General features: G+C 64.5%; 23 protein-coding genes. 8 read left to right on the forward strand and 15 right to left on the reverse strand.

Translation table 11 applies throughout. The features are described 5' to 3' along the window. Nucleotides 1–43: 43 nt before the first annotated feature. Both GFS60_RS08815 and GFS60_RS08820 read right to left on the reverse strand, forming a co-directional pair. The gene (locus GFS60_RS08815) at nucleotides 44–439 is read right to left on the reverse strand and encodes an antibiotic biosynthesis monooxygenase (RefSeq protein WP_159920467.1); all 396 of its coding nucleotides are present in this window, start codon (nucleotides 437–439) and stop codon (nucleotides 44–46) included. 74 nt (nucleotides 440–513) lie between these two features. Further along, entirely contained in the window at nucleotides 514–1,017 is a 504-nt protein-coding gene (locus GFS60_RS08820; protein WP_159920469.1) for a GNAT family N-acetyltransferase, read from the reverse strand. A gap of 282 nt (nucleotides 1,018–1,299) precedes the next feature. Here GFS60_RS08820 and GFS60_RS08825 point away from each other — a divergent pair, with 282 nt between their 5' ends. From GFS60_RS08825 to GFS60_RS08840, 4 genes are all read left to right on the forward strand, one after another. Further along, nucleotides 1,300–1,842, forward strand: coding sequence for a MarR family winged helix-turn-helix transcriptional regulator (locus tag GFS60_RS08825; RefSeq protein WP_159920471.1), 543 nt, complete (start codon nucleotides 1,300–1,302; stop codon nucleotides 1,840–1,842). After that, entirely contained in the window at nucleotides 1,835–3,634 is a 1,800-nt protein-coding gene (locus GFS60_RS08830) for an AMP-dependent synthetase/ligase (RefSeq protein ID WP_159920473.1), read from the forward strand. The genes GFS60_RS08825 and GFS60_RS08830 overlap by 8 nt, the downstream gene beginning before the upstream one ends. Nucleotides 3,635–3,651: 17 nt before the next feature. Then, the gene (locus GFS60_RS08835) at nucleotides 3,652–4,500 is read left to right on the forward strand and encodes a patatin-like phospholipase family protein (RefSeq protein ID WP_159920475.1); all 849 of its coding nucleotides are present in this window, start codon (nucleotides 3,652–3,654) and stop codon (nucleotides 4,498–4,500) included. A gap of 104 nt (nucleotides 4,501–4,604) precedes the next feature. Then, nucleotides 4,605–5,099, forward strand: coding sequence for a GNAT family N-acetyltransferase (locus GFS60_RS08840; RefSeq protein WP_159920477.1), 495 nt, complete (start codon nucleotides 4,605–4,607; stop codon nucleotides 5,097–5,099). A gap of 3 nt (nucleotides 5,100–5,102) precedes the next feature. On the opposite strand, the gene GFS60_RS08845 is transcribed toward GFS60_RS08840, so the two are convergent. The 6 genes from GFS60_RS08845 to GFS60_RS08870 form a co-directional block, all read right to left on the reverse strand. Then, complete coding sequence (locus GFS60_RS08845) at nucleotides 5,103–5,867, reverse strand: amino acid ABC transporter ATP-binding protein (RefSeq protein ID WP_159920479.1); 765 nt, start codon at nucleotides 5,865–5,867, stop codon at nucleotides 5,103–5,105. Beyond that, nucleotides 5,864–6,532, reverse strand: a complete 669-nt coding sequence (locus GFS60_RS08850; protein WP_159920481.1) for an amino acid ABC transporter permease — start codon at nucleotides 6,530–6,532, stop codon at nucleotides 5,864–5,866. Before GFS60_RS08850 ends, GFS60_RS08845 begins: the two co-directional genes overlap by 4 nt. Nucleotides 6,533–6,557: 25 nt before the next feature. Beyond that, nucleotides 6,558–7,346, reverse strand: a complete 789-nt coding sequence (locus GFS60_RS08855) for an amino acid ABC transporter substrate-binding protein (RefSeq protein ID WP_159920483.1) — start codon at nucleotides 7,344–7,346, stop codon at nucleotides 6,558–6,560. An 83-nt stretch (nucleotides 7,347–7,429) separates the two neighbouring features. Next, complete coding sequence (locus tag GFS60_RS08860; RefSeq protein ID WP_159920485.1) at nucleotides 7,430–8,203, reverse strand: deoxyribonuclease IV; 774 nt, start codon at nucleotides 8,201–8,203, stop codon at nucleotides 7,430–7,432. Nucleotides 8,204–8,736: 533 nt separating this feature from the next. Then, nucleotides 8,737–9,216, reverse strand: a complete 480-nt coding sequence (locus tag GFS60_RS08865; RefSeq protein WP_159920487.1) for a nucleoside deaminase — start codon at nucleotides 9,214–9,216, stop codon at nucleotides 8,737–8,739. A 3-nt stretch (nucleotides 9,217–9,219) separates the two neighbouring features. Beyond that, nucleotides 9,220–9,879 (reverse strand): TetR/AcrR family transcriptional regulator, encoded by a 660-nt coding sequence (locus tag GFS60_RS08870; RefSeq protein WP_159920489.1) that lies wholly within the window; start codon nucleotides 9,877–9,879, stop codon nucleotides 9,220–9,222. Nucleotides 9,880–10,018: 139 nt separating this feature from the next. Between GFS60_RS08870 and GFS60_RS08875 the strand changes: the two genes are divergently transcribed. Then, nucleotides 10,019–11,551 (forward strand): hypothetical protein, encoded by a 1,533-nt coding sequence (locus GFS60_RS08875; RefSeq protein WP_159920491.1) that lies wholly within the window; start codon nucleotides 10,019–10,021, stop codon nucleotides 11,549–11,551. Further along, on the forward strand, nucleotides 11,548–12,162 hold the full coding sequence (locus GFS60_RS08880) for a DUF305 domain-containing protein (RefSeq protein WP_159920493.1): 615 nt from the start codon (nucleotides 11,548–11,550) through the stop codon (nucleotides 12,160–12,162). Before GFS60_RS08875 ends, GFS60_RS08880 begins: the two co-directional genes overlap by 4 nt. Nucleotides 12,163–12,224: 62 nt before the next feature. Here GFS60_RS08880 and GFS60_RS08885 read toward each other — a convergent pair whose 3' ends face one another. After that, nucleotides 12,225–12,713: an FBP domain-containing protein gene (locus tag GFS60_RS08885; protein WP_159920495.1), complete on the reverse strand. Its 489-nt coding sequence runs from the start codon at nucleotides 12,711–12,713 to the stop codon at nucleotides 12,225–12,227. Nucleotides 12,714–12,870: 157 nt separating this feature from the next. After that, nucleotides 12,871–13,491: a hypothetical protein gene (locus GFS60_RS39020; protein WP_236603405.1), complete on the reverse strand. Its 621-nt coding sequence runs from the start codon at nucleotides 13,489–13,491 to the stop codon at nucleotides 12,871–12,873. A 131-nt stretch (nucleotides 13,492–13,622) separates the two neighbouring features. Here GFS60_RS39020 and GFS60_RS08895 point away from each other — a divergent pair, with 131 nt between their 5' ends. Then, nucleotides 13,623–14,840 (forward strand): hypothetical protein, encoded by a 1,218-nt coding sequence (locus GFS60_RS08895; RefSeq protein ID WP_236603406.1) that lies wholly within the window; start codon nucleotides 13,623–13,625, stop codon nucleotides 14,838–14,840. Between the two features lie 28 nt (nucleotides 14,841–14,868). On the opposite strand, the gene GFS60_RS08900 is transcribed toward GFS60_RS08895, so the two are convergent. Further along, nucleotides 14,869–15,162 (reverse strand): WhiB family transcriptional regulator, encoded by a 294-nt coding sequence (locus GFS60_RS08900; RefSeq protein ID WP_109328148.1) that lies wholly within the window; start codon nucleotides 15,160–15,162, stop codon nucleotides 14,869–14,871. 383 nt (nucleotides 15,163–15,545) lie between these two features. Here GFS60_RS08900 and GFS60_RS08905 point away from each other — a divergent pair, with 383 nt between their 5' ends. Then, nucleotides 15,546–16,793, forward strand: coding sequence for an alpha/beta fold hydrolase (locus GFS60_RS08905; protein ID WP_159920497.1), 1,248 nt, complete (start codon nucleotides 15,546–15,548; stop codon nucleotides 16,791–16,793). Nucleotides 16,794–16,866: 73 nt separating this feature from the next. On the opposite strand, the gene GFS60_RS08910 is transcribed toward GFS60_RS08905, so the two are convergent. The 4 genes from GFS60_RS08910 to GFS60_RS08925 form a co-directional block, all read right to left on the reverse strand. Next, on the reverse strand, nucleotides 16,867–18,702 hold the full coding sequence (locus tag GFS60_RS08910; RefSeq protein ID WP_159920499.1) for an acyl-CoA dehydrogenase: 1,836 nt from the start codon (nucleotides 18,700–18,702) through the stop codon (nucleotides 16,867–16,869). 359 nt (nucleotides 18,703–19,061) lie between these two features. Continuing rightward, a complete protein-coding gene (locus GFS60_RS08915) occupies nucleotides 19,062–20,759 on the reverse strand; it encodes a GMC oxidoreductase (protein ID WP_159920501.1) in 1,698 nt (565 codons plus the stop codon). Continuing rightward, nucleotides 20,756–21,571, reverse strand: a complete 816-nt coding sequence (locus tag GFS60_RS08920) for an SDR family NAD(P)-dependent oxidoreductase (RefSeq protein ID WP_159920503.1) — start codon at nucleotides 21,569–21,571, stop codon at nucleotides 20,756–20,758. The genes GFS60_RS08915 and GFS60_RS08920 overlap by 4 nt, the downstream gene beginning before the upstream one ends. 79 nt (nucleotides 21,572–21,650) lie before the next feature. Beyond that, complete coding sequence (locus GFS60_RS08925; RefSeq protein WP_159920505.1) at nucleotides 21,651–23,660, reverse strand: fatty acid desaturase; 2,010 nt, start codon at nucleotides 23,658–23,660, stop codon at nucleotides 21,651–21,653. Nucleotides 23,661–24,114 lie beyond the last annotated feature (454 nt).

Genomic DNA, 24,114 nt, shown 5'->3' on the forward strand with positions numbered 1-24,114 from the left:
GTAGTCCGACATGCAGGGAAGAGGGTGCGCTCACAGGCACGGTCTAGCTGGGTGTGGGCGTACCGGAGTCGGGCAACCGGTCCGCGGGCCGGGGTGGGTCGAACAATCCCGCGATGCTCGATATCCGGTCGGTGGAATCTTCGACGGCGATGTTCTCGCCGGTCCGCAACCATCCGTTCCGCAGCGAAGACGTCAGCCAATTGTCCAGGGCCGCCTGCGTCTCGAACTTGAGGACGATGACGCACACAGCGGACGTGCTGCTCTCCTTGAGCCATCCGCCGCCGAGGAAACCGGGGAAGAGGCGTGCCAGACCGAGGCCGACCTGAATCCAATCGGCGAATTCTTCTTCGCACCCCTGGCTGACCCGCCGGACGATGGTCGTCGTCACGGACGTGTCGACGACGTCGCCCGTTCGGACGCTGTCGGCGGCGTTCGTCACTGTCGTTACCTCGGATCCTGCTTGTCTATTGGCAAACTACCAGCGGCTCGGGGGCTGCACACTGTCCACTCGCCTCAGAGTTGATAGAACGGCGCGGCGTACCGGAACATTCCCGACAGGGCGGAGTCCCAGGTAGTGAGACGGCGAACCTGGAAATGGGACGACCAGGAAGGCTCGTCCGGTTCGATCCCGAGGGAGGATCCGGCGACGAACCCGAACCGGGGGTAGTACTCGAGGTGGCCCAGCAGTGCTACCAGCGGTTCGTCACGGGAATCAGCGGCGCCGAGGGCGGCATGCATGAGCGCCGAACCGACCCCACCGCGCTGGTGGCCCGGCAGCACACCGAGGGGGCCCAATGCCAGCACCGGCGTCGAAGCAACGGTGGCCCGGGTCAGACACACGTGTCCGATCACCGACTCGTGCCACTCGGCGACGAAGGACAGCGGCGGAATCCACGCCTGGCTCGACCGGAGTCGCTCGACGAGGTCGACCTCGACGGGGGCGTCGCCGTCGAAGGCCTGGCGATGGACCTCGGCGATCGCGGCGACGTCGTGGGCAGTTTCCCGTCGTATGAGCATGTTCGACAGACTGCCGCGAGAATTCTGTCCGTCGCAACGAATTTATGCGGCGGTTTGCTGCTGGCCGATAGCTGGACCCGGAGCCCGTGCACAGAAGGTTCTGAGCGATGCCGGGCAGATACCGCCGCAGCATCGGGAGTCGGCACTCGGCGAAGCGTTCTCCAATTGTGACCCTCGAGGGTTTCCCGCTTTCGGGTTTTTCCGGGTCGGGGATAGCAGTATGAGCACCACGCGTGACTGTGTCGGCCGCCGCGGCGGGTCGAGGAGCGGCAAGGGAAGTGGGTGCGGGTGGCCGAGGCGCGGGAGTCTCGATATAGTTGCAGTGTGCAACACAACGAGGTCGAATCGGGTGAGTCGTCCGCATCGGGCGTCGTGGCTGTCCATGACGAACTCGTCCGGCTCGTCCGCCAGCTCGTCGCCGGCGACGGACCTCCGGCAGGTTCGCCGACATTCGCTCAACATTCGCTGCTCTCATACATCGCCCGCAATCCCGGGTGCCGGGCCACCCAGATCTCCGAGTCCTTCGGAGTGCACCGCTCCACGGTGTCGCGGCAGCTGCGTGTCTGCATCGACGAGGGGTGGGTGCGGGCCGAGGCCGGACCGCTTCGCAGCGGCCATCCGCTGACCCTCACCGACGCCGGTGTCGCCGTGCTTGCGGGTGCGGATGCCCGACGGGTAGAGGAGGTGCGCGACCGGATGGCGTCCTGGTCGGACCATGACATCGCCGCGTTCGCCGATCATCTGCGCCGATTCCGCCATGGCGGCGACGACCCTTCGCGGCGTCCCTCGACCTTCGAGAGCAACGGAGACGACACCCGTGCGTGAGTTCACGAGCCCGCCGACCTTCAGCGTCTCCGAGCACGAGAACGCGGTCTTGACGGTGTTCGCACATGCGGAGAGCACGCCCGACCGGGTGATGTACGCCCGACCGGAGGCCAATGGCTGGGTCGACGTGACGGCCAAGGATTTCGCCGCACTCGTCACCGGGGTCGCGAAGGGCCTCATCAGCCATGGTGTCCGACCGGGCGACCGGGTAGCACTGCTGTCGTCCACTCGGTTCGAGTGGTCCTTGCTCGACTACGCCATCTGGGCGACCGGTGCGGCCTCGGTTCCGGTCTACGACTCCTCGTCGCCCGATCAGATCCGGTGGATCATCGAGGACTCCGGGGCGGTGGCTGCCGTGGTGGAGACGCCGGCTCATGCGGCGAGTTTCGAGGGCGACGGCATCCCGTACACGTTGAAGCACATCTTCACCATCGACGAAGATGCGGTGGGCACCCTCATCAAGGACGGACGCTCGGTCGACGACTCCGAGGTGTTCAAGCGAGTCGTCGCGCTGACCGCCGGCGACCTCGCGTCGCTGGTATATACCTCCGGTACCACCGGAAGACCCAAAGGGTGCATTCTCACGCACCGCAACTTCTTGTCGGAGGTGCGGACCCTCCTCGCTGCGCCGATCGGGGACGTGGCGCGTCCCGGCAACCGTGTCCTCACCTTCCTTCCCCTGGCACACGTCCTCGCCCGGGCGGTGTCCCTGGCGATGTTCGAGGCCGGGGCCACCCAGGCACACTGGTCCGATTTCGGGACGGTCACGGGAGAATTCGAACGTTTTCGCCCGCATACGATCCTCGGTGTTCCACGGGTCTTCGAGAAGGTGCGCGACGGTGCCGCCCGTAAGGCGGCATCCGGTGGTGGCCTGCAGAAGCGGATCTTCGACTTCGCCGAGACGACGGCCGTCGAGTACAGCCGGGCCCAGGACAACGGTGGGCCGGGACCGTTGCTCGCGCTGCGCCGCGCCGTCGCCGACAAGTTGGTCTACGCGAGGCTGCGGGCAGCCTTGGGCGGCGACTGCTGGTGGGCGATCTCGGGAGGCGGAGCGCTCATGCCGAGCCTCGGGCATTTCTTCCGCGGGATGGGCGTACCTGTGTACGAGGGGTACGGACTCACCGAATCCACTGCCGCGCATTGCGTGAACGTTCCCGGGGCGCAGAAGATCGGGACGGTGGGCAGGCCGCTCGGCGGACACGGCGTGCGCATCGCCGAGGACGGTGAGATCGAATTGTGCGGCGACGTCGTCTTCGGCGGCTACTGGCGCAACGAGCACGCCACTCGGGAGGCGCTGCACGACGGCTGGTTCCGCACCGGTGATCTCGGCTACCTCGACGACGACGGCTTTCTCACCGTCACCGGACGCAAGAAGGACCTTCTGATCACCGCAGGGGGCAAGAACGTGTCACCGGGGCCCCTCGAGGATCGGCTGCGCTCGCACACACTGGTGTCGCAGGCCGTGGTCGTGGGTGACGGTCGCCCGTTCATCGGTGCGCTGCTCACCGTCGATCCTCAGGAATTCGACAAGTGGAAGGCAGCCCACGGGCGACCTGCCGACGCATCGGTCGCCGATCTGCGCGAAGCCGAGGAATTGCGCGCGGAGCTTCAGGATGCCGTCGACGACGCGAATACCACCGTCTCCCACACCGAGTCGATCAAACGGTTCGTCATCCTCGACCGCGACCTCACCGAGGTGGACGGGGAATTGACGGCCACCTTGAAGATCAAGCGTCCAGTTGTGACAGAACGCTTCGCCGCCGATATCGATGCGCTGTATCGCCGGGCCTGACCGGTTACCGTGGCGACATGACGACCGCTTTCGTTCTGTCGGGTGGAGCGAGCCTCGGAGCCATCGAGGTCGGAATGCTGCAAACCCTCATTGGCAGGGGGATTCGCCCCGATCTCGTCGTCGGAACTTCGGTGGGAGCGCTCAACGGCGCTTGGCTGGCGGCCGGGTCCTCGGAATCGGATCTACGTGAACTGGCCGATCTGTGGCGCGGGCTGAAGCGGAGCTCGGTGTTCCCGACCGGCCTGTTCACCGGCTTCGTGGGTTTCGTCGGGATCGACAATCATCTGGTCTCCAACCGGGGAATCCGGCGGATCCTCGAAAAGCACCTGCGCTTCGGGCGGATGGAGGACGCTCCGATCCCGCTCCACGTGATCGCCGCCGATGTGCTGACCGGCAAGGACGTTCGGCTGTCGAGCGGTCCCGCTGTCGATGCCGTCCTTGCCAGCGCTGCCATTCCGGGGATTCTCCCGCCGGTAGTCGTCGAGGGTCGCGCGCTGGTGGACGGTGGCGTGGTCAACAACACCCCGATCTCGCATGCCATCGAACTCGGTGCCACGACGGTGTGGGTACTGCCCACCGGATATGCCTGCACGCTGTCCGAGGTTCCCCGCAGCGCACTCGGGATGGCTCTGCTCGGGGTGACGCTCGCGATTAATCAACGCCTCGCACTCGACATCGAACGTTATGAGGGCGCCGCCGACATCAAGGTCGTGCCACCCCTCTGCCCACTGGACACCAGCCCCGCAGATTTCGGCGACGCGGACGAGTTGATACGGCGGGCCCGCGAGCAGACTGCGCAATGGCTCGACGAGGCCCCCGTCGAGGTCGGGCAGGCAGACCTGCTTCTGCCACACATGCACAGATAGAGCTTCAGCGGCTACGCGGACACTGTAATCCCGGTCACATCACCGCAGATCGACACGGGCGCAGCGGTGATTTGATTTCACCGTGGGGTCGCTACTGTGAGTGCATGGCGGTCACGGTGGAGCGGGCAGTGCTGGATCAGGCGGAAGACATCGTCCAGATGCACTGGGACGCAGAGGATTGGCTCGCCGAGCAGCGAATCGACCCGCCGTGCCGCGGTGATGTGTCGCTCGCCGATGTGCGTGAGCAGATAGAGGCCGGAGAATGGCGCGTCGCGCGCTCCGGTGGAATCGTGGCGGGCGCCCTGCGCGTGCTGCGCGCCGATCCCGACATCTGGGTCGACGACGAGGTTCCCGCTACCTACGTCGCGCGGGTGATGACGGATCGCCGCCATGCGAGCCCAGGGTTGGGAGCGCAACTGTTGCGGTGGGTGGACGAGCACGCCCGGAGTGAGGCCGTGTCCGTCGTCCGACTCGAGTGCGTGGAAACCAACAGCCGACTGCGCACGTACTACGAGGAGCAGGGTTTCTTCCTGGTGGGCCGCCGCGACTTCGAGGTCGAATGGCCCAGCGTGGTGCTGTTGGAGAAGGCCGTTCGCTGACGATCAGAGCGGATCGAGGATGCGGTGCAGGAATTGCCGTAGCCGCTGCCCGGTCGGGTTCGTCAGTAGGTCCTTGGCCGTACCGCGTTCGAGGACGACGCCGCCGTCGATGAACAGCACCTGATCGGCCACCTGTTGCGCGAACCGGATTTCGTGAGTCACGATCACCATGGTCCAGCCCTCGGTCGCGAGATCGCGGATCACGCGGAGGACCTCGCCGACGAGTTCGGGGTCGAGTGCGGACGTCGGTTCGTCGAACAACATCAGTTTGGGCTTCAGCGCGAGCGCCCTGGCGATTCCGACGCGCTGCTGCTGGCCACCCGAGAGTTGGTATGGGTACTGATTCGCCTTGTCCGCCAGGCCTACTTGGGTGAGCAGTGCCAGGGCATCGGCACGCGCTTCGCCTTTCGGTCGCTTCTGGACGACCACCGGTCCCTCGGTGACGTTCTGAAGCACCGTCTTGTGCGGAAACAGGTTGTGCGCCTGGAACACCATGCCGCTCTGCGCCCGGAACCGAGCCAGGGTGGACCGGTCCACCTGGGCAGCGAAGTCGACCGACACCTCACCGATCGAGATCACGCCGGCGTCCGCGCGGTCCAGCGCATTGAGTGTTCGCAACACCGTGGTCTTTCCCGAACCGGACGGGCCGATGATCACGGTGACGGTGCCGGGCAGGACCTCGAAGCTGATGTCGCGCAGCACGCGATGTTCACCGAACGATTTCTCGACGCCGGAAACGTTGAGCAGTGGGGTGCGAGTGTCGGTCATCTGGCCACATACCTGTCGAGTCGGGCCTCGAGTCGGCCCTGAACGGCCGAGAGGACGATGCAGATCGCCCAGTAGTACAGCGCCGCGACACCGTACAGGGCGAAGAAGTCGAACGTGGGTGCGGCGGCGAGTTGCGCGACGCGGAAAAGTTCGGTGACGAGGATCGTCGAGGCCAGGGAGGTGTCCTTGACCAGCGAGATGAGCGTGTTGGACAGCGGCGGAACGGCGACGCGGGCCGCCTGGGGGAGCACGATCCGCTGCAACGTGGTGGTGTATCCCATGCCGATGGTCTGGGCGGCTTCCCACTGACCTTTCGGGATGGACAGGATCGCCGAACGAATGACTTCCGCGGCGTAACCCCCGACGTTGAGACTGAACGCGATCACCGCCGCCGGGAACGGTTCGAGCGTCACCCCGAATTGCGGCAACGCGTAGAAGACGATGAACAGCTGCACCAGCAACGGTGTGCCCCGGATGATCGAGATGTAGAAGCGGGCCGCGATCGACAACGGCGTGATCGAGGAGATTCTGGCCAGCGCGACGAGTAGGGCAATGACCAGTCCGATGGTGAAGCTGACGAGAGTCAGCGGAATCGTCATGGTGAGTGTGGCCTTCAGCATCGGCCACAGGTTGTCCAGGATCAGTTGGATCGTTGCGTCGTCCACTCCGGCGCTCCTCGTGCGTGCCGGCTCAGTTACTCGGCGCGGACACGTCGGTGCCGAAGTACTTGTCCGAGATCTTCGCCAGTGTGCCGTCGGCGCGCAGTTCGGCGAGCGCCTTGTCGATGTCGGGCATCAGGCCGCTGCCCTTCCGGGCAGCGAAGGCCTGTTCGCTGGTGTCGCCGGTCTCGGCCGCGATCTTCACGCCCGCGTCATTCGTCTGCTTCTGATACTCCGCGACGGCGAGGTTGTCGTTGACGGTGGCGTCCACTCGTCCGTCCTTCAAAAGTGTGATCGCTTGTACGAAGCCCTCCACGGACTCGACGTTTGCCCCGGCGTCCCTTGCGACCTGGGCCCAGTTGCTGGTCGCGGATTGTGCTGCGGTCTTTCCGTTCAGATCGTCGAGTCCGGTGATCGAGTTGTCGTCGGCGCGGGTCACGATCACACCCTCCGACACCGTGTACGGCGTCGACAGGTCGTACTTCTGGGTGCGCTCGTCGTTCACGGTGACCTGGTTGGCGACCAGGTCGTACCGCTTCGCCTCGAGGCCGGCGAAGATGGAGTCCCACGGGGTCTGGGTGAACTCGACGGACACACCGAGTTTGTCACCGACGGCGCGGATGACCTCGACGTCATAGCCGGTGAGCTGGCCGTCGGGGCCCTGATAGCTGAACGGGGTGTAGGTGCCCTCGGTGCCTACCTTGAGGACGCCCGCCTCGCGCACCTGGTCGATGACCGGGCCGGAGTCGGAATTGCTGCATCCTGCCAGGGACAGGGCGGTCACAGCGGCGATCAGGATGGCCGTAAGTGTGCGTCGCACGGTGTTCCTCCTCGTTCGGCGGATCAGCTCACCGTACTGGTCGAGTGCGGTTCGGAGAGGATCTTCCGGGCTTCGAGCGCGCGCTAGCTTCCGACCGTCTCCCGGAGAAAAGCCAGATCCTCGGCGAGTCCTTCACCCGGCGTTTCGAGGACCACGGGTGCGTCTGCCGTGCGGACGACCTCGGCGAGCAGTTCCGGGTCGATGGTTCCGTCGGCCAGGTTGGCGTGCCGGTCCCGCGCGGAGTTGAACTCGTCCCGCGAGTTGTTGAGGTGCACGAGGTCGATGCGTCCGGTGATGGCCTTGATGCGCTCGACCACACCCACCAGGTCTTCACCGCCGGCCCAGGCGTGGCAGGTGTCGAGGCAGAAGCCGGCACCGAAGTCGCCGACCTCCTGCCACAACCGGTCGATTGCGTCGAAGTGGCGGGCCATCGCGAAGTCGCCACCTGCCGTGTTCTCGATGAGGATCGGCACCGGGAAACCGCCCTTGTCGGCTTGGCGCTCGAAAAGTTTGCGCCAGTTGACGATCCCTTCGTTGACGTCCTCACCGTCGCGGACGTGGCCGCCGTGCACCACCAGCCCGAATGCACCGATGTCTGCGGCGGCCTGAGCCTGCTGCGCCACAGCGTTGCGTGAGGGCATGCGGAGCCGGTTGTTGAGGCTCGCCACGTTGATCACGTAGGAGGAGTGGACGACGACGTCGATGGGACTGTCGCGGATCTCGTCGGTCCGCGGGTGCGTGGGCGGTTTGTTCCACTTCTGGGGGTCGGTGAGGAACATCTGGATGATGTCGGCCCCCAGTCGTTCGCCGTATCCGATCGGATCGTCGTCCTGGCGGACATGTGCTCCTATGCGCATGCACTCAGGGTAGGGGGTGGGTGTCGGGTGTGGGGCGCAACACCTGGCCGGGATGCGGGTCGATTCGGGACGCACGGACCCGGACACGCCGACACCCCTCGCTCCGTGTGCGGGGCGAGGGGCTCTGTGTCGGCTGGTCTTTGTCAGGCGGGCGGCGGTGGCGGCGGCGGCGGTGGAGGGGGCGGCTGCGACGGTCCGCCGGGCGTCGATGTGCAGAATTGGCAGCTGTCTCCGAGGTCCTTGGGTAGTGGCTTCGGATTCGGCTGATGGCAGTTGATCTTGCAGGGAGGCGCGGCGGAAGCCACAGCCGCCGGACCCACCATCCCGATCGACAACGCAGCGGCGGCTCCTACGAGCGCTGCGATCACGCGGGTTCGGGGTGAACGACTCTTCGACATCTGGTGTTCCTTCTCGGAGGCAGCGAGGGTGTCAGCTCGGCGTTTCTGACGTGATTCCATCTTGTGCGAGCGTGCTCGGTACTGATACCGACCCCGGGGTGAGGATCAGGCCACCCTGCGCAGAGCAGGCCTCCCTCAGTCGGCGACCCCGATGTCCTCGTTCCACAGTTCCGGCTGGGTCTCGATGAACTCGGTCATCAAGTCGATGCAGTGCTGATCGCGGAGAACCGTCACATCGACCCCGTGCTCCCGGAGCCATTCGTGCCCTCCGGTGAAGGTGACGCTCTCGCCGATGACGACAGCCCCGATGTTGAACTGGCGGATCAGTCCACTGCAGTACCAGCACGGCGACAGCGTCGTCACCATGACGGTCGAGCGATAGTCACGCTGACGTCCGGCGGCCCGGAAGGCATCGGTTTCACCGTGCACCGAGGGGTCGTCGTGTTGGACGCGACGGTTGCGGCCACTGCCGAGGAGGTCTCCGTTTCCGGCGAAGAGGGCGGCGCCGATCGGGATGCCGCCTTCCTGGGCGCCCAGTTCGGCTTGGGCAACCGCGGCCGCGAGCAATTCTTCCGGATCGAGGGTGAGCCGGGTGGGCTTCGGCGACGTCGACATTCGTCAGCGCTCCGCTGTTCCGGAACTCTGCAGGATCGCTATCGCCGCCCGCGTCATCATCGGAGCAAGCGACGGAAGACTGTGCCCGTCACGCGCGCGCAGATTCGTGCGCAACAGTTCGTCGAAGCCCCCGACAAGTAGCCGCAGAAGGTCGTCGGGCAGGTGGGGGAGCGTGCGATCTTGCTGACGGGCGAGCTGATGAAGTCCGCGCATTCGATCGAGAAGGCTGTCGAACATCGCCTCGCGGGCCTGCCGAAGCTCCGGGGTGGCGAACGTCTGCACAGTGAGGGCATACGCTGCGCCGGGTTGTGCGGCCAGGACTTCGAGGTAGCGCTGAATGTGGGCGCGCAGCTGCAGCTGCCAGGGCAGCGTGGTGTCTGTGGCCGCGTCGAGTTCTTCCGCCATGATCCGGGTCGCGAGCGCGCACACGGCGACGAAGCACTCACCCTTGTTCGCATAGAACTCGTAGAACGTGCGTCGGGACACGCGCGCGGAGGCGATGATGTCAGCCACTGTTGCTGCCGCGTAGCCCTTTTCGGCCAGCACGTCGAGGGCGGCGAAGTCGATGCGGTACCGCTGGGAGGCCGCTACCGCCGTCGGGTCGAGCCGATGGCGGCCTGCGGGAAGTGGCTCAATGGCTGTGGATCCTGCCGACTCGCGCATGATGTCAGGGTAGACGTGCACCGAGCCTGTTCGTCGTCGCCACACCTGCCGCACCGTTTCGGCGCCGGTGCCGGTGCGCGAATCGAAGAATTGAACTGTTTTCCAGAAACGCCGGTGTTTCTGGTGTGAAATACCTAGCATGTCGCGCATGGGTTCACACCGCTCGCACCGAGGTCACCGGGTTGCCGCGTTAGCTGGAGTCCTCGCTGTCTGGCTCGTTGCCGCGCCCGCGGTCGCAGACCCGGTGACGGATTTCCTTTCCGTCCAACGCACAGCGGTCGATCGCGCCGAGTGCGGACCGGGGTCGGATCAGGAGTCGGGGATGCAAGGGCAGGTGCCGCTCGCGGACCGCCGGAGTGGACGCAGCCAGCAACCGTACTCGTGCAACCTCGGACTGGTCGGCCAACTCCAGGGTCAAGGGGCGGGAATCGTCAGCGCCGCGTATGGCAACTGCGTGTATGTGGGATCGAATATTCCCACCCGGCTCGACCGCCCCGGCCCTGGCGTCCAGGTAGTGGATGTATCCGATCCGGCCCGCCCGCGTCACACCGGGACCCTCATCGAACCGCCGATGCAGGCAGGCACCTGGGAGTCGCTCAAGGTCGATCCGGGGCGCGGTCTCCTCGCGGGCACGGGCGTCGGACTACTGACCGGCATCGGTGGATTCTCGATCTACGACGTATCCCAGGACTGCACGCGCCCGCGGCTCCTCAATCCGGGGACGGGAACGCAGCTGTCGCTCCCGCTGCCGATCACGACGCACGAGGGCGGCTTCTCGCCGGACGGCCGAACATATTGGGCTGCAGGCACTGCCGGCGGCCAGTTGTCGGCTATCGACGTCAGTAACCCGGCCGAACCCCGCGTGGTCTGGACGGGCCTGACCGGTGTGTCGAACCACGGCTTCGGGATCACGCCTGATGGAAACCGCATGTATATCTCGACGCTGGCGGGCATCACCGTGCTGGACATCAGCGCCGTCCAGCGCCGCGCTCTCTTTCCCGTGGTGCCGCATGTGGGCCGCAGACTGTGGTCGGACGGTCAGCTGACGCAACACACCATCCCCGTCACTGTGGACGGCGCACCAGTCATCTTCACCGTGGACGAAGGCGGATCCGGTGGCGTGAAGGTGATCGACTCGTCCGATGATGCGAATCTGCGCTTGATCAACACGATCAAACTCGAGGTGAACCTGCCGCAGAACATGGACGTGTGGGCCCAGGACAACGGCGGCAACGGTGCCTTCGGTTACGACGCGCACTACTGCAGTGTGGATCGGCCCGTGGACCCCACCGCGCTGGCTTGCGGCTGGATCCAATCCGGTATTCGCGTCTTCGACGTCCGCGACCTGCAGGACATCAAGGAGATCGCGTACTTCGTCCCGCCGGGGCAACCGGACAAGGCCGGCCGGCTCGAGAACTCGACGCATGCGACCCTGGGATCGATAGTCGGCCTTCCGCTGATCGGATCGATCGCGGTCGCGCGGGCCGCGCTGGAGGGCGATATCAACGGAGCGGACGCGGTCGGGCCGGGCACCCGGCCGATCGGAATCGACATGTCCAGCGATTGGTGCATGTCGCCTCCGGAGTTTCGCGGCGACCAACTCTGGGTGACGTGCATGGACAACGGCTTCCTTGCGCTGCAGTTCCAGAACGGTGTGTACCCGCTGACATGAAACGTCTCGCTCTGGCGGCCGTAGGCGTCGCGTGTGTCCTTCTCGGCGTGGTCGTCGGGGCGTGGTGGCAGCATCAGCCCGACCCGCCGCGCGCCGCCACTGTGTCGCTCGAACCCCTGGAAGTGGGCTTCGCGCAGGACATGTCGAGCCATCACCTGCAGGCGATCGAACTGTGTCACGCCCTGGCGTCTCCGCGTGAGCCCATGATCGATGCGCTGTGCACGCAGATCACCTCCGCCCAGAACCAGGAGATCGGTGTGCTCAGCGGCTGGCTCATGTTGCTCGACCAACCGCAGACTTCCCCGCAACCGATGGCGTGGATGGGAACCGGCCATCACCACTCCGGCGCCCACATGCCCGGAATGGCGAGCTGGACCGAGATGGACGAGCTTCGTCGGCTCACGGGACCGGCGGCCGAGGCGGCGTTCCTTCAGCTCATGATCCGCCACCATCGTGGTGGCCTCGACATGGCCTCCCACGCCGCCCAGCACGCCACCACGCGCGCGGTGGCGCAGCTGGCGACATCGATGGTCAAAGAGCAGAGCGAGGAGATCGGCGTCATGGAGCCGCTGCTGGCAGCCCGCGGTGGGGAGCAGCTTCCGTACCCGTAGCGCTGGATGAGCCCTGCCCGAGTGGCCCGATGTGACACAGGTTCGGTCCGACTGCGCCGATGTCAGTCGTAGACGCGGGCGATAAAGGCGTTCACGTTGTCGCGGACGCGCACGATTCTCTCTTCTGGGGCGAGATCGTCCCGGTACTGCCTGCCGAGTGCTGGGCTCTTTTTCCTGCGTGCGTATAGCGAACAAGCGAGATCAGCGCACATATAGGTGCCGATCGAGTTGCCCCGGCGACCGGATTCTCCGGCCTTGTGTGCGGCCATGAGGGAGACGCCACCATTGGCATGTGTGGTCATGCAGATCGTGCACATCTGCGCCCGCCGAGACCCACCGGATTCGTAACGCAGAGCGACACCGACTAGCCGATCCTCCTGTGGCACGACGACATAGCACCGGCCAGGAGACGAGGGGTCACGCCATCCGAGGAAGTCGAGGTCGCCCCAGGGTCTGTCATCCAAATCTCGGGGGACGGGCAGCCGCTTGGCATCACCCTTGGAGCAGTTGATGAACGACGACCTGATGTCGCGTTCAGTGATGGGTTCCATGACGACGAAGCACTCCGTTGGTTGTTTCTGGTGGACAAAGCGAAGCGACCCTACGGACTGCGATCGCATCGAGCAACGGAATTACGAGGCGCGCCGTTGCTGCAGTGGCGACGAGCGCGGCGCTACGTCCACGCAATTCGACGAACCTCCGGAACTCTCACCACATGCGGAACATGCTGTCGGACAGGGTGAATCCGTGCCCGACGTCGCTCGTGCAGGTAACGCCCGTCGTCTCTTCGACGTGGCAGGTCAGATCGTTCACGCGTAGCGACCTGCCGTACGGGAGAACGGTGGCCGGCGAACCGCCCAGCGGGTAGTACCGCGGATCACCCGCACTGATGAACTGATCCGAGCGGGAACCTGTCACTTCGACGGCGTTGGGCGGCACCCGGATGTCGGGGGCGCCGGATCCGGGAACCTTCGGAGCCGACTCCGGCATCTGGCCGTGACAACCCGCCGTCGGGAGGTCGCCGCCGGTCAGGATCGCGCAGTGGAACTTGGTACTGGGCGTCGTGAAGTAGAAGCTCCCCGCCGCGGTACCCGCGTAACGCTGCGGATCGACTTCCCGGGTTCTCGTGGGTGCGCTCGTCCCAGCACTGGGAACCACGCTCGGAGTTGACGGGGCCGCACTCCGCATCGAAGTAGGGGGCGTCGACGTGGTCTTTTTCGGCGGGGTAGTGGCGGAAAAGGTGGTCGACGGGGCGGCCGCGGTATCGGCGGATCCGCTCACCGAGCCTGCGCACCCGGTCATCAGCAACGCCGTGGTGAGCAGCAGCACTGCGCGGACCGAGAGACTCGTGCGGAGAGCTTAGGACTGCCCCCCGGCCGAAGCGGTCGCGGCGCGTCCGTCGACTTTCTGGGACAGTAGTGGGGAGCGATCTGCCCAGAAGCCGGTATCCAGGAGGTCCGATGTCGGAGAGCGGCCAGTCCCCGTACGGCGAGATCCCGCCGATGATCGACACCGACGAGGAGCGTAGGGCTCGGATTTCTTTCGAGGTTCGGCGTTGGTGTGAGCGAGCCACTATTTCGGGAACGCACCCGCCGTTGTCCGATCAGGCTGCCGTGCTGATCGCTGCCGGACACCTCGATGCGGCCACCCGGCAGGTGCTCGCGAACCGCCGTCGCACCGGCAGGACGATCCCATCGATCGGTGGGTTCGGTCACTTGCGTCTTCTGACGGACGAATACCACCAGGTCGTCCATCGTTGCGACACCCTGCGCCCCGGGCCGGCGCAACTGCTCTTCAAGTACCGCGCCACTGAACTCGCCAGGAAGTTGCAGGCATATCGGTCGGCAGTGGTGATGTCGACAGCGCATTACGGTAACGGTGTGCGGGCGATGCGCCGTGATCGGCGGGAGGGCGTGCATCTCGACCTCGAGCAACGTGATGCGCTCTTCCGTGCTCTGCAGCGGACGCCGACACCGTTGACCGGAAGCGCCTTCGAGCGGGCTGCGAAAATTGCGCGAGGTACCGCTGCGGAGCGGATCGGCCAGGCGTCGCAGAACACCGTGATGGCGGCGGCCGGAAGAAGGGTGGCCGACGCGCTCGGCCGCGGCGTCGACCTCGACGAAGACACCTTCGCCGACGGTTACGACACGCTCCTCTACCTCGCCGGAATGCTGTACGACAGGATCGACGGGTCCCCGGTGTGGCGCTCCGAGCACTTCGCTGTCCAGCGGCACCAACTCGACCTCGCCGACGAGCTGACGCAGATCGCTGTCGACACCGTGGCGTTGCGCGGCATTCGCCTCGAGCTCGACGACGCACTGCGCGTCACCCACTCCGACAGCGGTCGACGGCAGATTCAACTCCGGCAGACTGCACTGACGCCGGTGTGGGACCAGCTGGTGGACCGCGTTGCGGCTCTGGCGCGGATCGGTGACCTGCTCTCCCGAGCCGAAGTGCAATTGCGTTCCGTGCTGGCCGTCAACCGAGCGATGAGCCTGGACAGTCGAATCGACGACCTCATCTCCCGCTCGGGCGACCGGGAGCTATCGGCCGTGAACACCCACCACGTGGGGGATCAGTTCGACGGAGTGGAGGAGCTGATGCTCACCTACCAGTCGGCGCTGTACGGCGACATCGCAGAACTGACGGCGTGGTCGGGGAGCCCGGAGCGCAAATAGAGCCGCTAACCTAGGGCCGAGGTCGCGATCATATGGCGATGTCGCCTCGCCGGTGTTCGATGGCGGCTTGCCGCTCGGATTCGGACATTCCTCCCCACACTCCGAAGGGCTCCTCGACAGCCAGCGCATGCTCTCGGCACTGGACGATGACCGGGCAGCGGTTGCACAGCTGCTTGGCTCGCAGCTCACGCTGCTTCCGGATGCGCCCGCGCTGTCCGTCCGGGTGGAAGAACAGCGACGAGTCGACGCCACGGCACAAGCCATGCACCTGCCACTCCCACACGTCCGACAGTGGCTTGGGAAGGTCCGTATATGAAGGCATGTGAACTCCTCGATCGTGACGTGACGTAGGTGGCGGCGTTCTCGCCACCCGACGCTCACCCAGCCCGCACTGCTGGAGCGCGGTGAACATGTGAGGGAACCTGTACCCAGAAACGCGATGTGTCACGCACGCGTCAGAAAACTTTCACGGAGCGGCGTCGGGTGTTGCGTCTCGGCCGTCCGTGCCGTCACCGCGTTTCGAGCACGACCATGAGGCCGACGGTGGCCTCGCCCGCCGAGATGAAGAGTGGTCGCACGGTCTCGATATCTCTCGGCACAAGCCGCTACGGAAAGCTCCTCATGTTCAACTTCCGATCAACCGGGTAATCGGCTGCCCACGACGCCGGGGAACACACGCCGCGGCAGTTAAAGAAGGAAGAGCACATGGGCGAAGGGCACCCGATCGATCCAGCCAGCATGCTGGCCACCCACTTTCCGCGCGACCTCACCGATACGGTGATGAGCGACGAGTCGGCCACTGTGGTCCTCGACATCGCTGGTCACGGTCACTGGACCGTGTCGATCGACAGCGGTGTCGCCGAACTCCGCAGTGCGGACGGTCCTCGGAAGCCCACGTGCACTATCCGGACCGACGCAGACACGCTCGCCGATGTCCTGATCGGCCGGCGCAGCGGGGTCGACGCGTTTCTGGACGGCGACCTCGTCACACGCGGAAGCCTCGCGACGGTGCTTCAGATCGGCGGGGCGTTCGCGCCGGACGTCGAGTTGTCGACGCGACCGCAGTCGCGGGAAGTCGACGCAGGTGGCGTGCGCACGGCCTACCTGGAGGCGGGCCGAGCCGACGCGCCTCCAGTCGTTCTCCTCCACGGCCTCGGTGCCACCAATGCATCCATGCTTCCGGTGCTAGCGGACCTGGCCGAGGACCACCGCGTCATCGCGCCCGACACCCCCGGGTTCGGTGCCTCGGAAGCACCGTGCTGGACCTACACCGCCCACCAGCTGTACTCCTGGCTTCGCGCTTTCCTCGATGCGGTCGACGCCCGCGGCGCCGTCGTCGTCGGCAACTCTCTCGGTGGCCGCCTCGCACTCGAGTTGGCCATGCACGATCCCGAGGCGGTCGCCAAGCTGGTCCTGCTCTGTCCGTCACCGGCGTTCCGCCGATTCCGGCAGTTGGTACCACTCGTCAAGTTGCTGCCCGTGGATGTGGCGCGCCTACCCGCGGCCCCCGTGCCGCGCCCTGTCGTGATGGCGGGCGTGAAGGCGATGTTCGCCGACCCGAACCGAGTGCCACAGAGCTGGTTCGACGCTGCCGTCGACGAATTCGAGATTGCCATGAGCTCCGGTGCACACCGTCGCGCTGCGCTGTCGGCCTTGTTCAACATCTACACCGAGGAAGCCTTCGGCGATACCGGGTTCTGGGGACGACTCCCCAACCTTCGGACACCGGCGTTGTTCCTGTGGGGAAGCGAGGACCGGCTCGTTCCGGCCAGCTTCGCTCGCCACGTCAGCGAGGCGATGCCTACCGCGGAATCGGTGGTGATTCCTCATTGCGGGCACGTTCCTCAGCTGGAGCTGCCCGCTCTGACGATGCAACTGGTCCGCGAATTCCTGAGCTCGGAACGCACTCCGAGCGCGCAGGCGTCGACCGAGTACGGCTTGGCTCTGGGGTGATCTTGGGATATCCCTCATGATCAGTGCGCCCCGTCGGCGATCCGAGGTTCGGCTTGACACAGAAGGGCGCCGTCTAGAGTGCCTCTTCCTCTAGCTCCATGATTTCGATGTCGAGGGTCTCGAGGATCTCCTTCGTCGAAGCGAGGATAGGCAGGATGTTCTTGGCGAAGTACGACGCGATGACAACCTTGCCCCGATAAAACGGCTGGTCCCTTGCCGGCGTGTCGCGATCCAGGGCTGCCAACGCGACCTCTGCCTGCACCAGCAGTCGCCACGCGATGAGCAGGTCCCCCACTGCGTACAGGAACCGCACCGAGCCGAGCCCCACCTTGTACAGTTCGGACGGCTGTTGCTGGGAAGCCATCAGATAACCCGTCAACGTCCCGGCCATTTCCTGCACGTCGGTCAATGCGGTCTCGAGTAGCACCCGTTCGGCCTTAAGTCGACCGTTGCCTGCCTCGCTGTCGATGAACGCTCGTATTCGACCGACCACATGTGCGAGTGCAATGCCACGGTCGCGGGCGATCTTTCGAAAAATGAAGTCCTGCGCCTGGATTGCCGTGGTGCCCTCGTAGAGGGTGTCGATCTTGGCATCGCGGATGTACTGCTCGATGGGGTAGTCCTGCAGATAACCGGAGCCGCCCAGCGTCTGCAGACTCTCGGTGAGCAGTTCGTAGGCTTTCTCGGAGCCGACACCTTTGACGATCGGCAGCAGTAGGTCGTTCACCCGAGCTGCCAACTCGGCGTCTGCACCGGAAACCAGATCGGCGATGTCGGCATTCTGGTGTGCGGCGGTGTAGAGGTAGACCGCACGGAGCCCTTCGGCGTATGCCTTCTGCATCGCCAGGCTGCGTCGCACGTCCGGGTGGTGGGTGATGGGCACGCGGGGTGCGGTTTTGTTTGTCAGTTCGGTGAGGTCCGCGCCTTGAATTCGTTCTTTGGCATAGGCGAGGGCGTTGAGGTAGCCGGTGGACAGCGTTCCGGCAGCCTTGGTGCCCACCATCATCCGGGCATTTTCGATGACCTGGAACATTTGGGCGATGCCGTTGTGCACATCACCCACGAGCCAGCCCACCGCGGGAATGTCAGTCGCCCCAAAGGTGAGTTCGCAAGTCGGGGACGACTTGAGGCCCATCTTGTGCTCGACGCCGGTGACGTACACACCGTTGCGCTTCCCCAGTTCGAGTGTCTCCGAGTCGAAGTGGAATTTCGGAACGTAGAACAGGCTCAACCCCTTGGTCCCGGGACCGGCTCCCTCGGGGCGGGCAAGCACCAGATGGAAGAGGTTCTCAGCAGTATCTCCGACGTCGCCGCCGGAGATGAACCGCTTGACGCCCTCGATGTGCCATGTGCCGTCGTCCTGCGCGATTGCCTTCGTGCGGCCTGCGCCCACGTCGGATCCGGCGTCGGGTTCAGTCAGGACCATCGTTCCAGCCCAACCGCGCTCGAATCCTTCTTTGGCCCAATGTTTTTGCTGATCGGTGCCGACGCTGTAGAGCACGCTCGCCATCACCGGACCCATGTTGAAAAAGCTTGCGGATCCGTTTGCCGCGACCAACATTTCATTGATCGCCCAAACCAGCGGTGCAGGAGCAGGAACACCACCCATGCTCTCTGGTAGACCGAGCCGCGACCAACCAGCCTCGTTCACCGCCTTCACGGTCTTACGGAGGGGTTCGGGGACCACGACGGCGTGGTTGGGTGCATCGAATTCGACAGGGTTGCGATCCGCGTCGGCAAAGGACGCGGCAACCGGGCCCTCGGCCAGCCTCGCTACCTCCGCAAGAATGTTTCGCACCATGTCGGTGTCTAGGTCCCCATAGGCGCCGGTATCCAGTAGCTCACCGATCCCGAGTACCTCGAACAAATTGAACTCGATATCACGCACGTTGCTTTTGTAGTGGTTCATTTTTTTCCAACCTCGAAGAGTTTTAGCATTTCACAAGAAATCTTGCCTAGCAATGACGTCGACTAGCGGCCACATTTGGATGTGCCGAATGGGTGAACCGACTGTTCCGTCGGTCGACTCGTCTGTCCGTTATCACCTCCGATGTCGTTCTAATAGCGCGAACAGGGCCGAAAGCTGAATCGGGCAGCCTCGATCGACGCTGTGACGCTGTGACGCTGTGACGCTGTGACGCTGTGACGCTGTGGTGCTGCGTGTTGCGGTGCCGCACTGCGGCGGCAGACGGCCGGCTGCAAGCGATCACTTAATCTTGCAGTCGGAACGTGTGTTCGGATGTCTAAGGCGAGTGACCGAGGGCAGCCTCAGCCGTTGGGCGGGCCCTGGAAACCCGGTGTGCCAAGCAAGGTCGTCGCCGAAGCGGCTGCATGTGCTGGTAAAACAGGTTTCACCATTTCGTAGGGTGCTCCTAGCTCAGGCCGATTCTCGGGTTCGCCGCGATTCGGCCAGAGGGCAAAGGCGCGTTCCGCTTGCGCCACTATGGTGAGTGACGGGTTCACGCCGAGGTTCGCGCTGATGGCGGAGCCGTCAGCAACATGCAGGCCGGGGTGTCCGTAGACGCGTTGATAGGGATCGACGACCCCAGAATCGACGGAGTCGCCGATTGCGCAACCCCCTAGGAAATGGGCGGTAATGGGTATGTTGACGATATCGGTGATGGAACCACCCGGATCGCCGCCGATCTCCTGTGCCAGGAGTCGGACAGCCTCGTGCCCCTGAGGAATCCACGTTGGAGGAGCGGATCCCGGACTGGGGCGACTGGTGAGCCTTCGCATACCGAAATGCCCTCGCTTGGTGGCAAGTCGTAACGAATTGTCGCCAGTTTGCATAACGAGAGCAACGATTGAGCGCTCGGACCACCTGCGGACGGATACGCTACGGGCAAAAGCGGCTGGGTTGCGGGCCGCGACAGCAAAAGTCTTCAGAACACGAGGTACCCGGCCTCCTCCATCTGTGAGCACTGTCTGGAGCAGAGCCAGGGCGTTACTGCCCTTGCCGTAGCGAACGGGTTCGATGTGGGTATGTGAATCGGGATGGAAGGACGAGGTGATAGCAATGCCGCGACTGTAATCTTCGTTTGGTTGTTGGGCGGTAGCTGCGAGAATAGCCTCGGAATTTGTACGTACCGCAGTTCCGAGTCGATCGGAGAGTCCCGGCAATTCACCGGTCTGGGCCATTTCCAACAGCAATCGTTGCGTGCCGTAAGTCCCGGCAGCAACGACGACCTGTTCGGCAGTGATCGTGGTGTCCCTGCGCCGCCCGATTCGGCCGGTCGGCCTCGTTCGGACCTCGTACCCGCCGTCCGTTCCAGGACGCACTGCTCTCACCGTCGTGAGCGGGCGGATGTGTGCGCCTGATTGTTCGGCAAGGTAGAGGTAGTTCTTGACCAGGGTGTTTTTCGCCCCAACTCTGCAACCTGTCATGCACGATCCACACTGAGTGCATCCGGTTCGTGATGGCCCCGCACCACCGAAGTAAGGATCGTCGACGGTTTGTCCCTCTGGCCCGAAGAATACCCCGACCGGGGTGGTTGTGAGTGTGTCCTCAACGCCCATCTTCTTTGCAACGGCAGCAATTGCCTGGTCAGCGGGAGTTTTGTGGGGATTGGGCACTACGCCGAGCATTTTTTTGGCTCGGGTGAAGTAAGGGGCCAATTCCTCTTGCCAGTTCGTTATGTGCGCCCATTGAGGATCTTCGTAGAAAGCGCGGGTTGGTTCGTACAACGTATTGGCGTAGTTGAGGGATCCCCCTCCCACTCCGGCTCCGGCCATCACCAGGACGTCGGGCAGTAAATGCACACGTTGCAGTCCGAAACAGCGCAGTTTCGGAGCCCAGAGATATCGGCGCACATCCCAGTTCGTTCGGGGAAACTCGTGGTCCTCGAATCGTCGGCCGGCTTCGAGTACCGCGACACGGTAGCCCTTCTCCACGAGACGGAGAGCGGCAACGCTGCCGCCGAAACCTGAACCGATGATCACGACATCGAAGTCGAACGCGCTCACGCGGCACCCGCTACGGTCCGGGGATGCTTGGTTCCGGTATGCCAAGCCAACCAATGAAATGGGCGTGGGATCGCACGCGCGACAGGGTGCAGTGCAGCCCACCTCCATGGTGCGTGAACATCGTCCGCATCGCGGCGTATCGCCGAGACGACGACGTCGGCGACTTGCTCGGGAGTCATAGTGCCGAGGAGCTTCTCGATCCTCGGAATCCGTTCTTCAGCACCGGGGTGGCGGTCGAAGTATGGGGTGTCGACCTTCGCAGGCGTTACTGAAGAAACACGAACGCCTGTGCCGCGCAGATCTTGTCGAAGAGAATCGGTGAACCCGCGGACGGCGTAGCGAGCTGATGCATAACCGACTGCCCCGGGCCAGGGAACCGTGGCAGCTGGAGTATTGATCTGCAGGATATTACCGGAGCCCCGGGCTATCATCGGTGACACGAATGCACGGCTGACAAAGAATGCGGCAAAGTATGGCGCAGCCATCATCTGGACTGCTTCCTCCGGATCGGTTTCATCGAGGAACAGGAATCGGCCGGCGCCAGCGTTGTTGACGATGATGTCCGGAACACCGATATCACCGAGCACTTGGCCGGCCAAGTGCTCGACCTCCGAATACGACGTAAGGTCAGCGGACAGAGCGTGCGCGTGGCCGCCCCGGAGTCGGATCAACTCGGCCGTTTCTTTCAGTGGCCCGGGTGTTCGGGCGACGAGGATGACTTCTGCGCCGGCAGCAGCGATCGCAGCGGCGGTCGCAGCACCAATACCTGACGACGCTCCCGTCACAACAGCTAGTTTCCCGGTCAAGTTCATGTGCAATGGTCCGTTTCTGTTTGAGGGCCGTTCCGGTGTAGTGCGTTACTCATCGTTCGACCCTCGAATCTGTGTGGGCTCAGCTGTCGTAATCGACTGCGACTGTGGGGGTGGTGGGATGGGATTGACAGGTCAGGATGAAGCCGGCCTCGGTCTCGGCCGCCTGCAGTGCGAAGTTCTGCTCCATGGATACTTTTCCTGTGATGACTCGGGCTTTGCAGGTGCCGCATGCGCCGCCGAGGCAGGCATAGGGGGCGTCGATATTGTTTTTCAGCGCGGATTCGAGGACGGTCTCACCGGGGGCGAGTTCCACGGTGTGCTGTGCGCCGGACAGGGTGATGGTCACTTGGGAGGCGGGAAAATTGTCGAGGTGTGCGGGTCGGTTCGTGCCGCGGAACAGTTCGAGGTGTATCCGCTCGGTCGGCACCTTCTCGGTTGCGAGGTCATCGCGGATTGTGGTGGTGAGTTCGCTCGGGCCGCACAGGTACCACCGGTCGATCGTGGTGAGGTCGGTGGCGAGCAGGCGTTGAATTGTCGCCAGGTCGATACGGCCGCGCAGGGCTGCGGGGTGGTGTGCCTCGGCGGAGCGGATGTGGAAGATGCGTAGCCGGTCTGCGTACCGGGATTCGAGTTCGTCGAGTTCGGCGGCGAACATGGTCGACTCTGCGGTTCGGTTGCCGTAGAAGAGGGTGAAGCGGCTCTCGGTCTCGATCTCCATGGTGGTGCGCAGAATCGACAGGATGGGGGTGATGCCGCTGCCTGCTGCTACCGCGACATGGTGGTGCCGGGCGAGTGGATCGAGGGGTGCGCCGAAGCTGCCGGTGGGGGTCATCAGTTCCAGGACGTCGCCGGCTCGCAGGGTGTCGACCGCGTAGCTCGAGAACGTCCCGCCGGGGATGCGGCGGATGCCGATCGCCAGTTCTCCCGAAGTGGCGCAGGTGCAGATCGAGTAGTTTCGTCGCACCTTCTTTCCGCCTATGCGGTGGTGCACGGTCAGATGTTGGCCGGCCTGAAAGGCGAACTGGTCCTGAAGGTGGTCGGGAACGTCGAAGGTGACTTTGACGCTGTCGGGTGTGAGGGGCTCGACGCTTGCGACAGGGATCGGGTAGGTGCTGGCATGGCGTGCCGCGGAGGAACGCGGCATACGGACCGGGAGTAGGGCGGCGAGTGTGCCGTTGAGGCGTTTCCACTCCTGGTACTGCGTGGCGTCGAGGTGTTGCCCGAAGACGGTACTGATTTCCGAGTCGCGCTCGAGGTAGGCGGCCTCGTTGCGTCGCCAGGCCGCGACGTAGCGGTAGAAGGGGATGGAGGGGTGTAAGTGGTGAACCAGGTGATAGTTCTGCGACAGGAGCAGGGGAGTGAGGATCCATTCCGAGCCGACGCGGTTACGGGTCGCGCGGTAGCGGTTCTCGCGTTGGGTGTCTTCGAGGTCGTGATGGGGTAGCCAGTCGAACCACCACGCGAGCACGAACATCGCCACCCGTTCGGGAATCAGGTAGATCAAAGCGAGCGTCCACAGATGCCCGGCGAAGGCGGCGGAGACGATGACCGTCACCGACAGGGTCATCAGGGCCGCCGTTTCGGCAATTTCGGCGCGTGGGCGGCGACGCAGGTTGCGCACCAGGAAACTGATGTAGGGCAGGTCCATGGCCGGGAAGCGGATGGGCAGCTGCCACCAGGGTGATGCGCTCACGAAGTGATCGGGATCGGACTCACCGTCGTTGGTGTTGCGGTGGTGCTCGATATGGATGAACGCGAACGATCTGAAGGAGATCAGCGGCGAGACGAAGAACATTGCCACCCGACCGAAGGCGACGTTGACCCAGCGATGTGAGCTGATCGAGTAATGCGAGGCGTCGTGCAACACGGTGAACAGGACGAAAATTGCTGCCGAGCTCGCGGCGATGGTAGCGATCGCAGGCAACGTGTCGGTGAGGACAGCCCAGGTCGATGCGCCGAAGAGCGCGAGCGCGAATGTGCCGATGCCGACGATCGGCCAGGACAGCGTGGGAACCTGCTCGCCGGGATCGGGCAGGGCGTGCTGCGAGGCCGCTGCCGGGGGTTGGGGGTGTCGAGTCGTGGTCGACATCGGACTCCTCTGCGCGCTTTGGGATGAGATTGCTCACAACGTACAAACGGCGGGCATCGGTCGACAAGGCCATCCCAGCCCTCTGAGGTGTGCTGTCAGCACATCCGGCGCGCTCGGGCCCCGGTCAGCGCGGCTTCGGCTCGGGCAACACCGCGGCCCCCAGCACATTGCAGACGACCAGCGCCGCGTGCAGTTCGGCGATGTTGCTCGTCGCCGGCTCCAACGCCTCCATATCGGCGCAGTAGCGCCGGCCAAACCTCTACAGCTGACCGGTCCTGCAACGGGTGCGTCGCGCCCGAGGAGCGCAGTCACGACAATCTGGATGAGGTGCTCGCCAAGATCGATGTCGGCGAAGTGTTGACCGGTGATTCGGGCGATCGCTGATGAAAGTCGCTCTCGAACGCGGCCTGAATGCGGAGATCTTCTCCTACTCGGCGAGCTGCCGACGCAGCCG

The organism is Rhodococcus sp. WAY2 (assembly GCF_009859915.1).
GTDB classification, from domain to species: domain Bacteria; phylum Actinomycetota; class Actinomycetes; order Mycobacteriales; family Mycobacteriaceae; genus Rhodococcus_F; species Rhodococcus_F oxybenzonivorans.

Bases quoted from the DNA above. Each gene is read 5' to 3' on its own strand.
- GFS60_RS08820 (WP_159920469.1), bottom strand. From the start codon at position 1,017: ATGCTCATACGACGGGAAACTGCCCACGACGTCGCCGCGATCGCCGAG.
- GFS60_RS08835 (WP_159920475.1), top strand. From the start codon at position 3,652: ATGACGACCGCTTTCGTTCTGTCGGGTGGAGCGAGCCTCGGAGCCATC.
- GFS60_RS08840 (WP_159920477.1), top strand. From the start codon at position 4,605: ATGGCGGTCACGGTGGAGCGGGCAGTGCTGGATCAGGCGGAAGACATC.
- GFS60_RS08845 (WP_159920479.1), bottom strand. From the start codon at position 5,867: ATGACCGACACTCGCACCCCACTGCTCAACGTTTCCGGCGTCGAGAAA.
- GFS60_RS08860 (WP_159920485.1), bottom strand. From the start codon at position 8,203: ATGCGCATAGGAGCACATGTCCGCCAGGACGACGATCCGATCGGATAC.
- GFS60_RS08865 (WP_159920487.1), bottom strand. From the start codon at position 9,216: ATGTCGACGTCGCCGAAGCCCACCCGGCTCACCCTCGATCCGGAAGAA.
- GFS60_RS08870 (WP_159920489.1), bottom strand. From the start codon at position 9,879: ATGCGCGAGTCGGCAGGATCCACAGCCATTGAGCCACTTCCCGCAGGC.
- GFS60_RS08875 (WP_159920491.1), top strand. From the start codon at position 10,019: ATGTCGCGCATGGGTTCACACCGCTCGCACCGAGGTCACCGGGTTGCC.
- GFS60_RS08880 (WP_159920493.1), top strand. From the start codon at position 11,548: ATGAAACGTCTCGCTCTGGCGGCCGTAGGCGTCGCGTGTGTCCTTCTC.
- GFS60_RS08885 (WP_159920495.1), bottom strand. From the start codon at position 12,713: ATGGAACCCATCACTGAACGCGACATCAGGTCGTCGTTCATCAACTGC.
- GFS60_RS08895 (WP_236603406.1), top strand. From the start codon at position 13,623: ATGTCGGAGAGCGGCCAGTCCCCGTACGGCGAGATCCCGCCGATGATC.
- GFS60_RS08900 (WP_109328148.1), bottom strand. From the start codon at position 15,162: ATGCCTTCATATACGGACCTTCCCAAGCCACTGTCGGACGTGTGGGAG.
- GFS60_RS08905 (WP_159920497.1), top strand. From the start codon at position 15,546: ATGGGCGAAGGGCACCCGATCGATCCAGCCAGCATGCTGGCCACCCAC.
- GFS60_RS08910 (WP_159920499.1), bottom strand. From the start codon at position 18,702: ATGAACCACTACAAAAGCAACGTGCGTGATATCGAGTTCAATTTGTTC.
- GFS60_RS08920 (WP_159920503.1), bottom strand. From the start codon at position 21,571: ATGAACTTGACCGGGAAACTAGCTGTTGTGACGGGAGCGTCGTCAGGT.
- GFS60_RS08925 (WP_159920505.1), bottom strand. From the start codon at position 23,660: ATGTCGACCACGACTCGACACCCCCAACCCCCGGCAGCGGCCTCGCAG.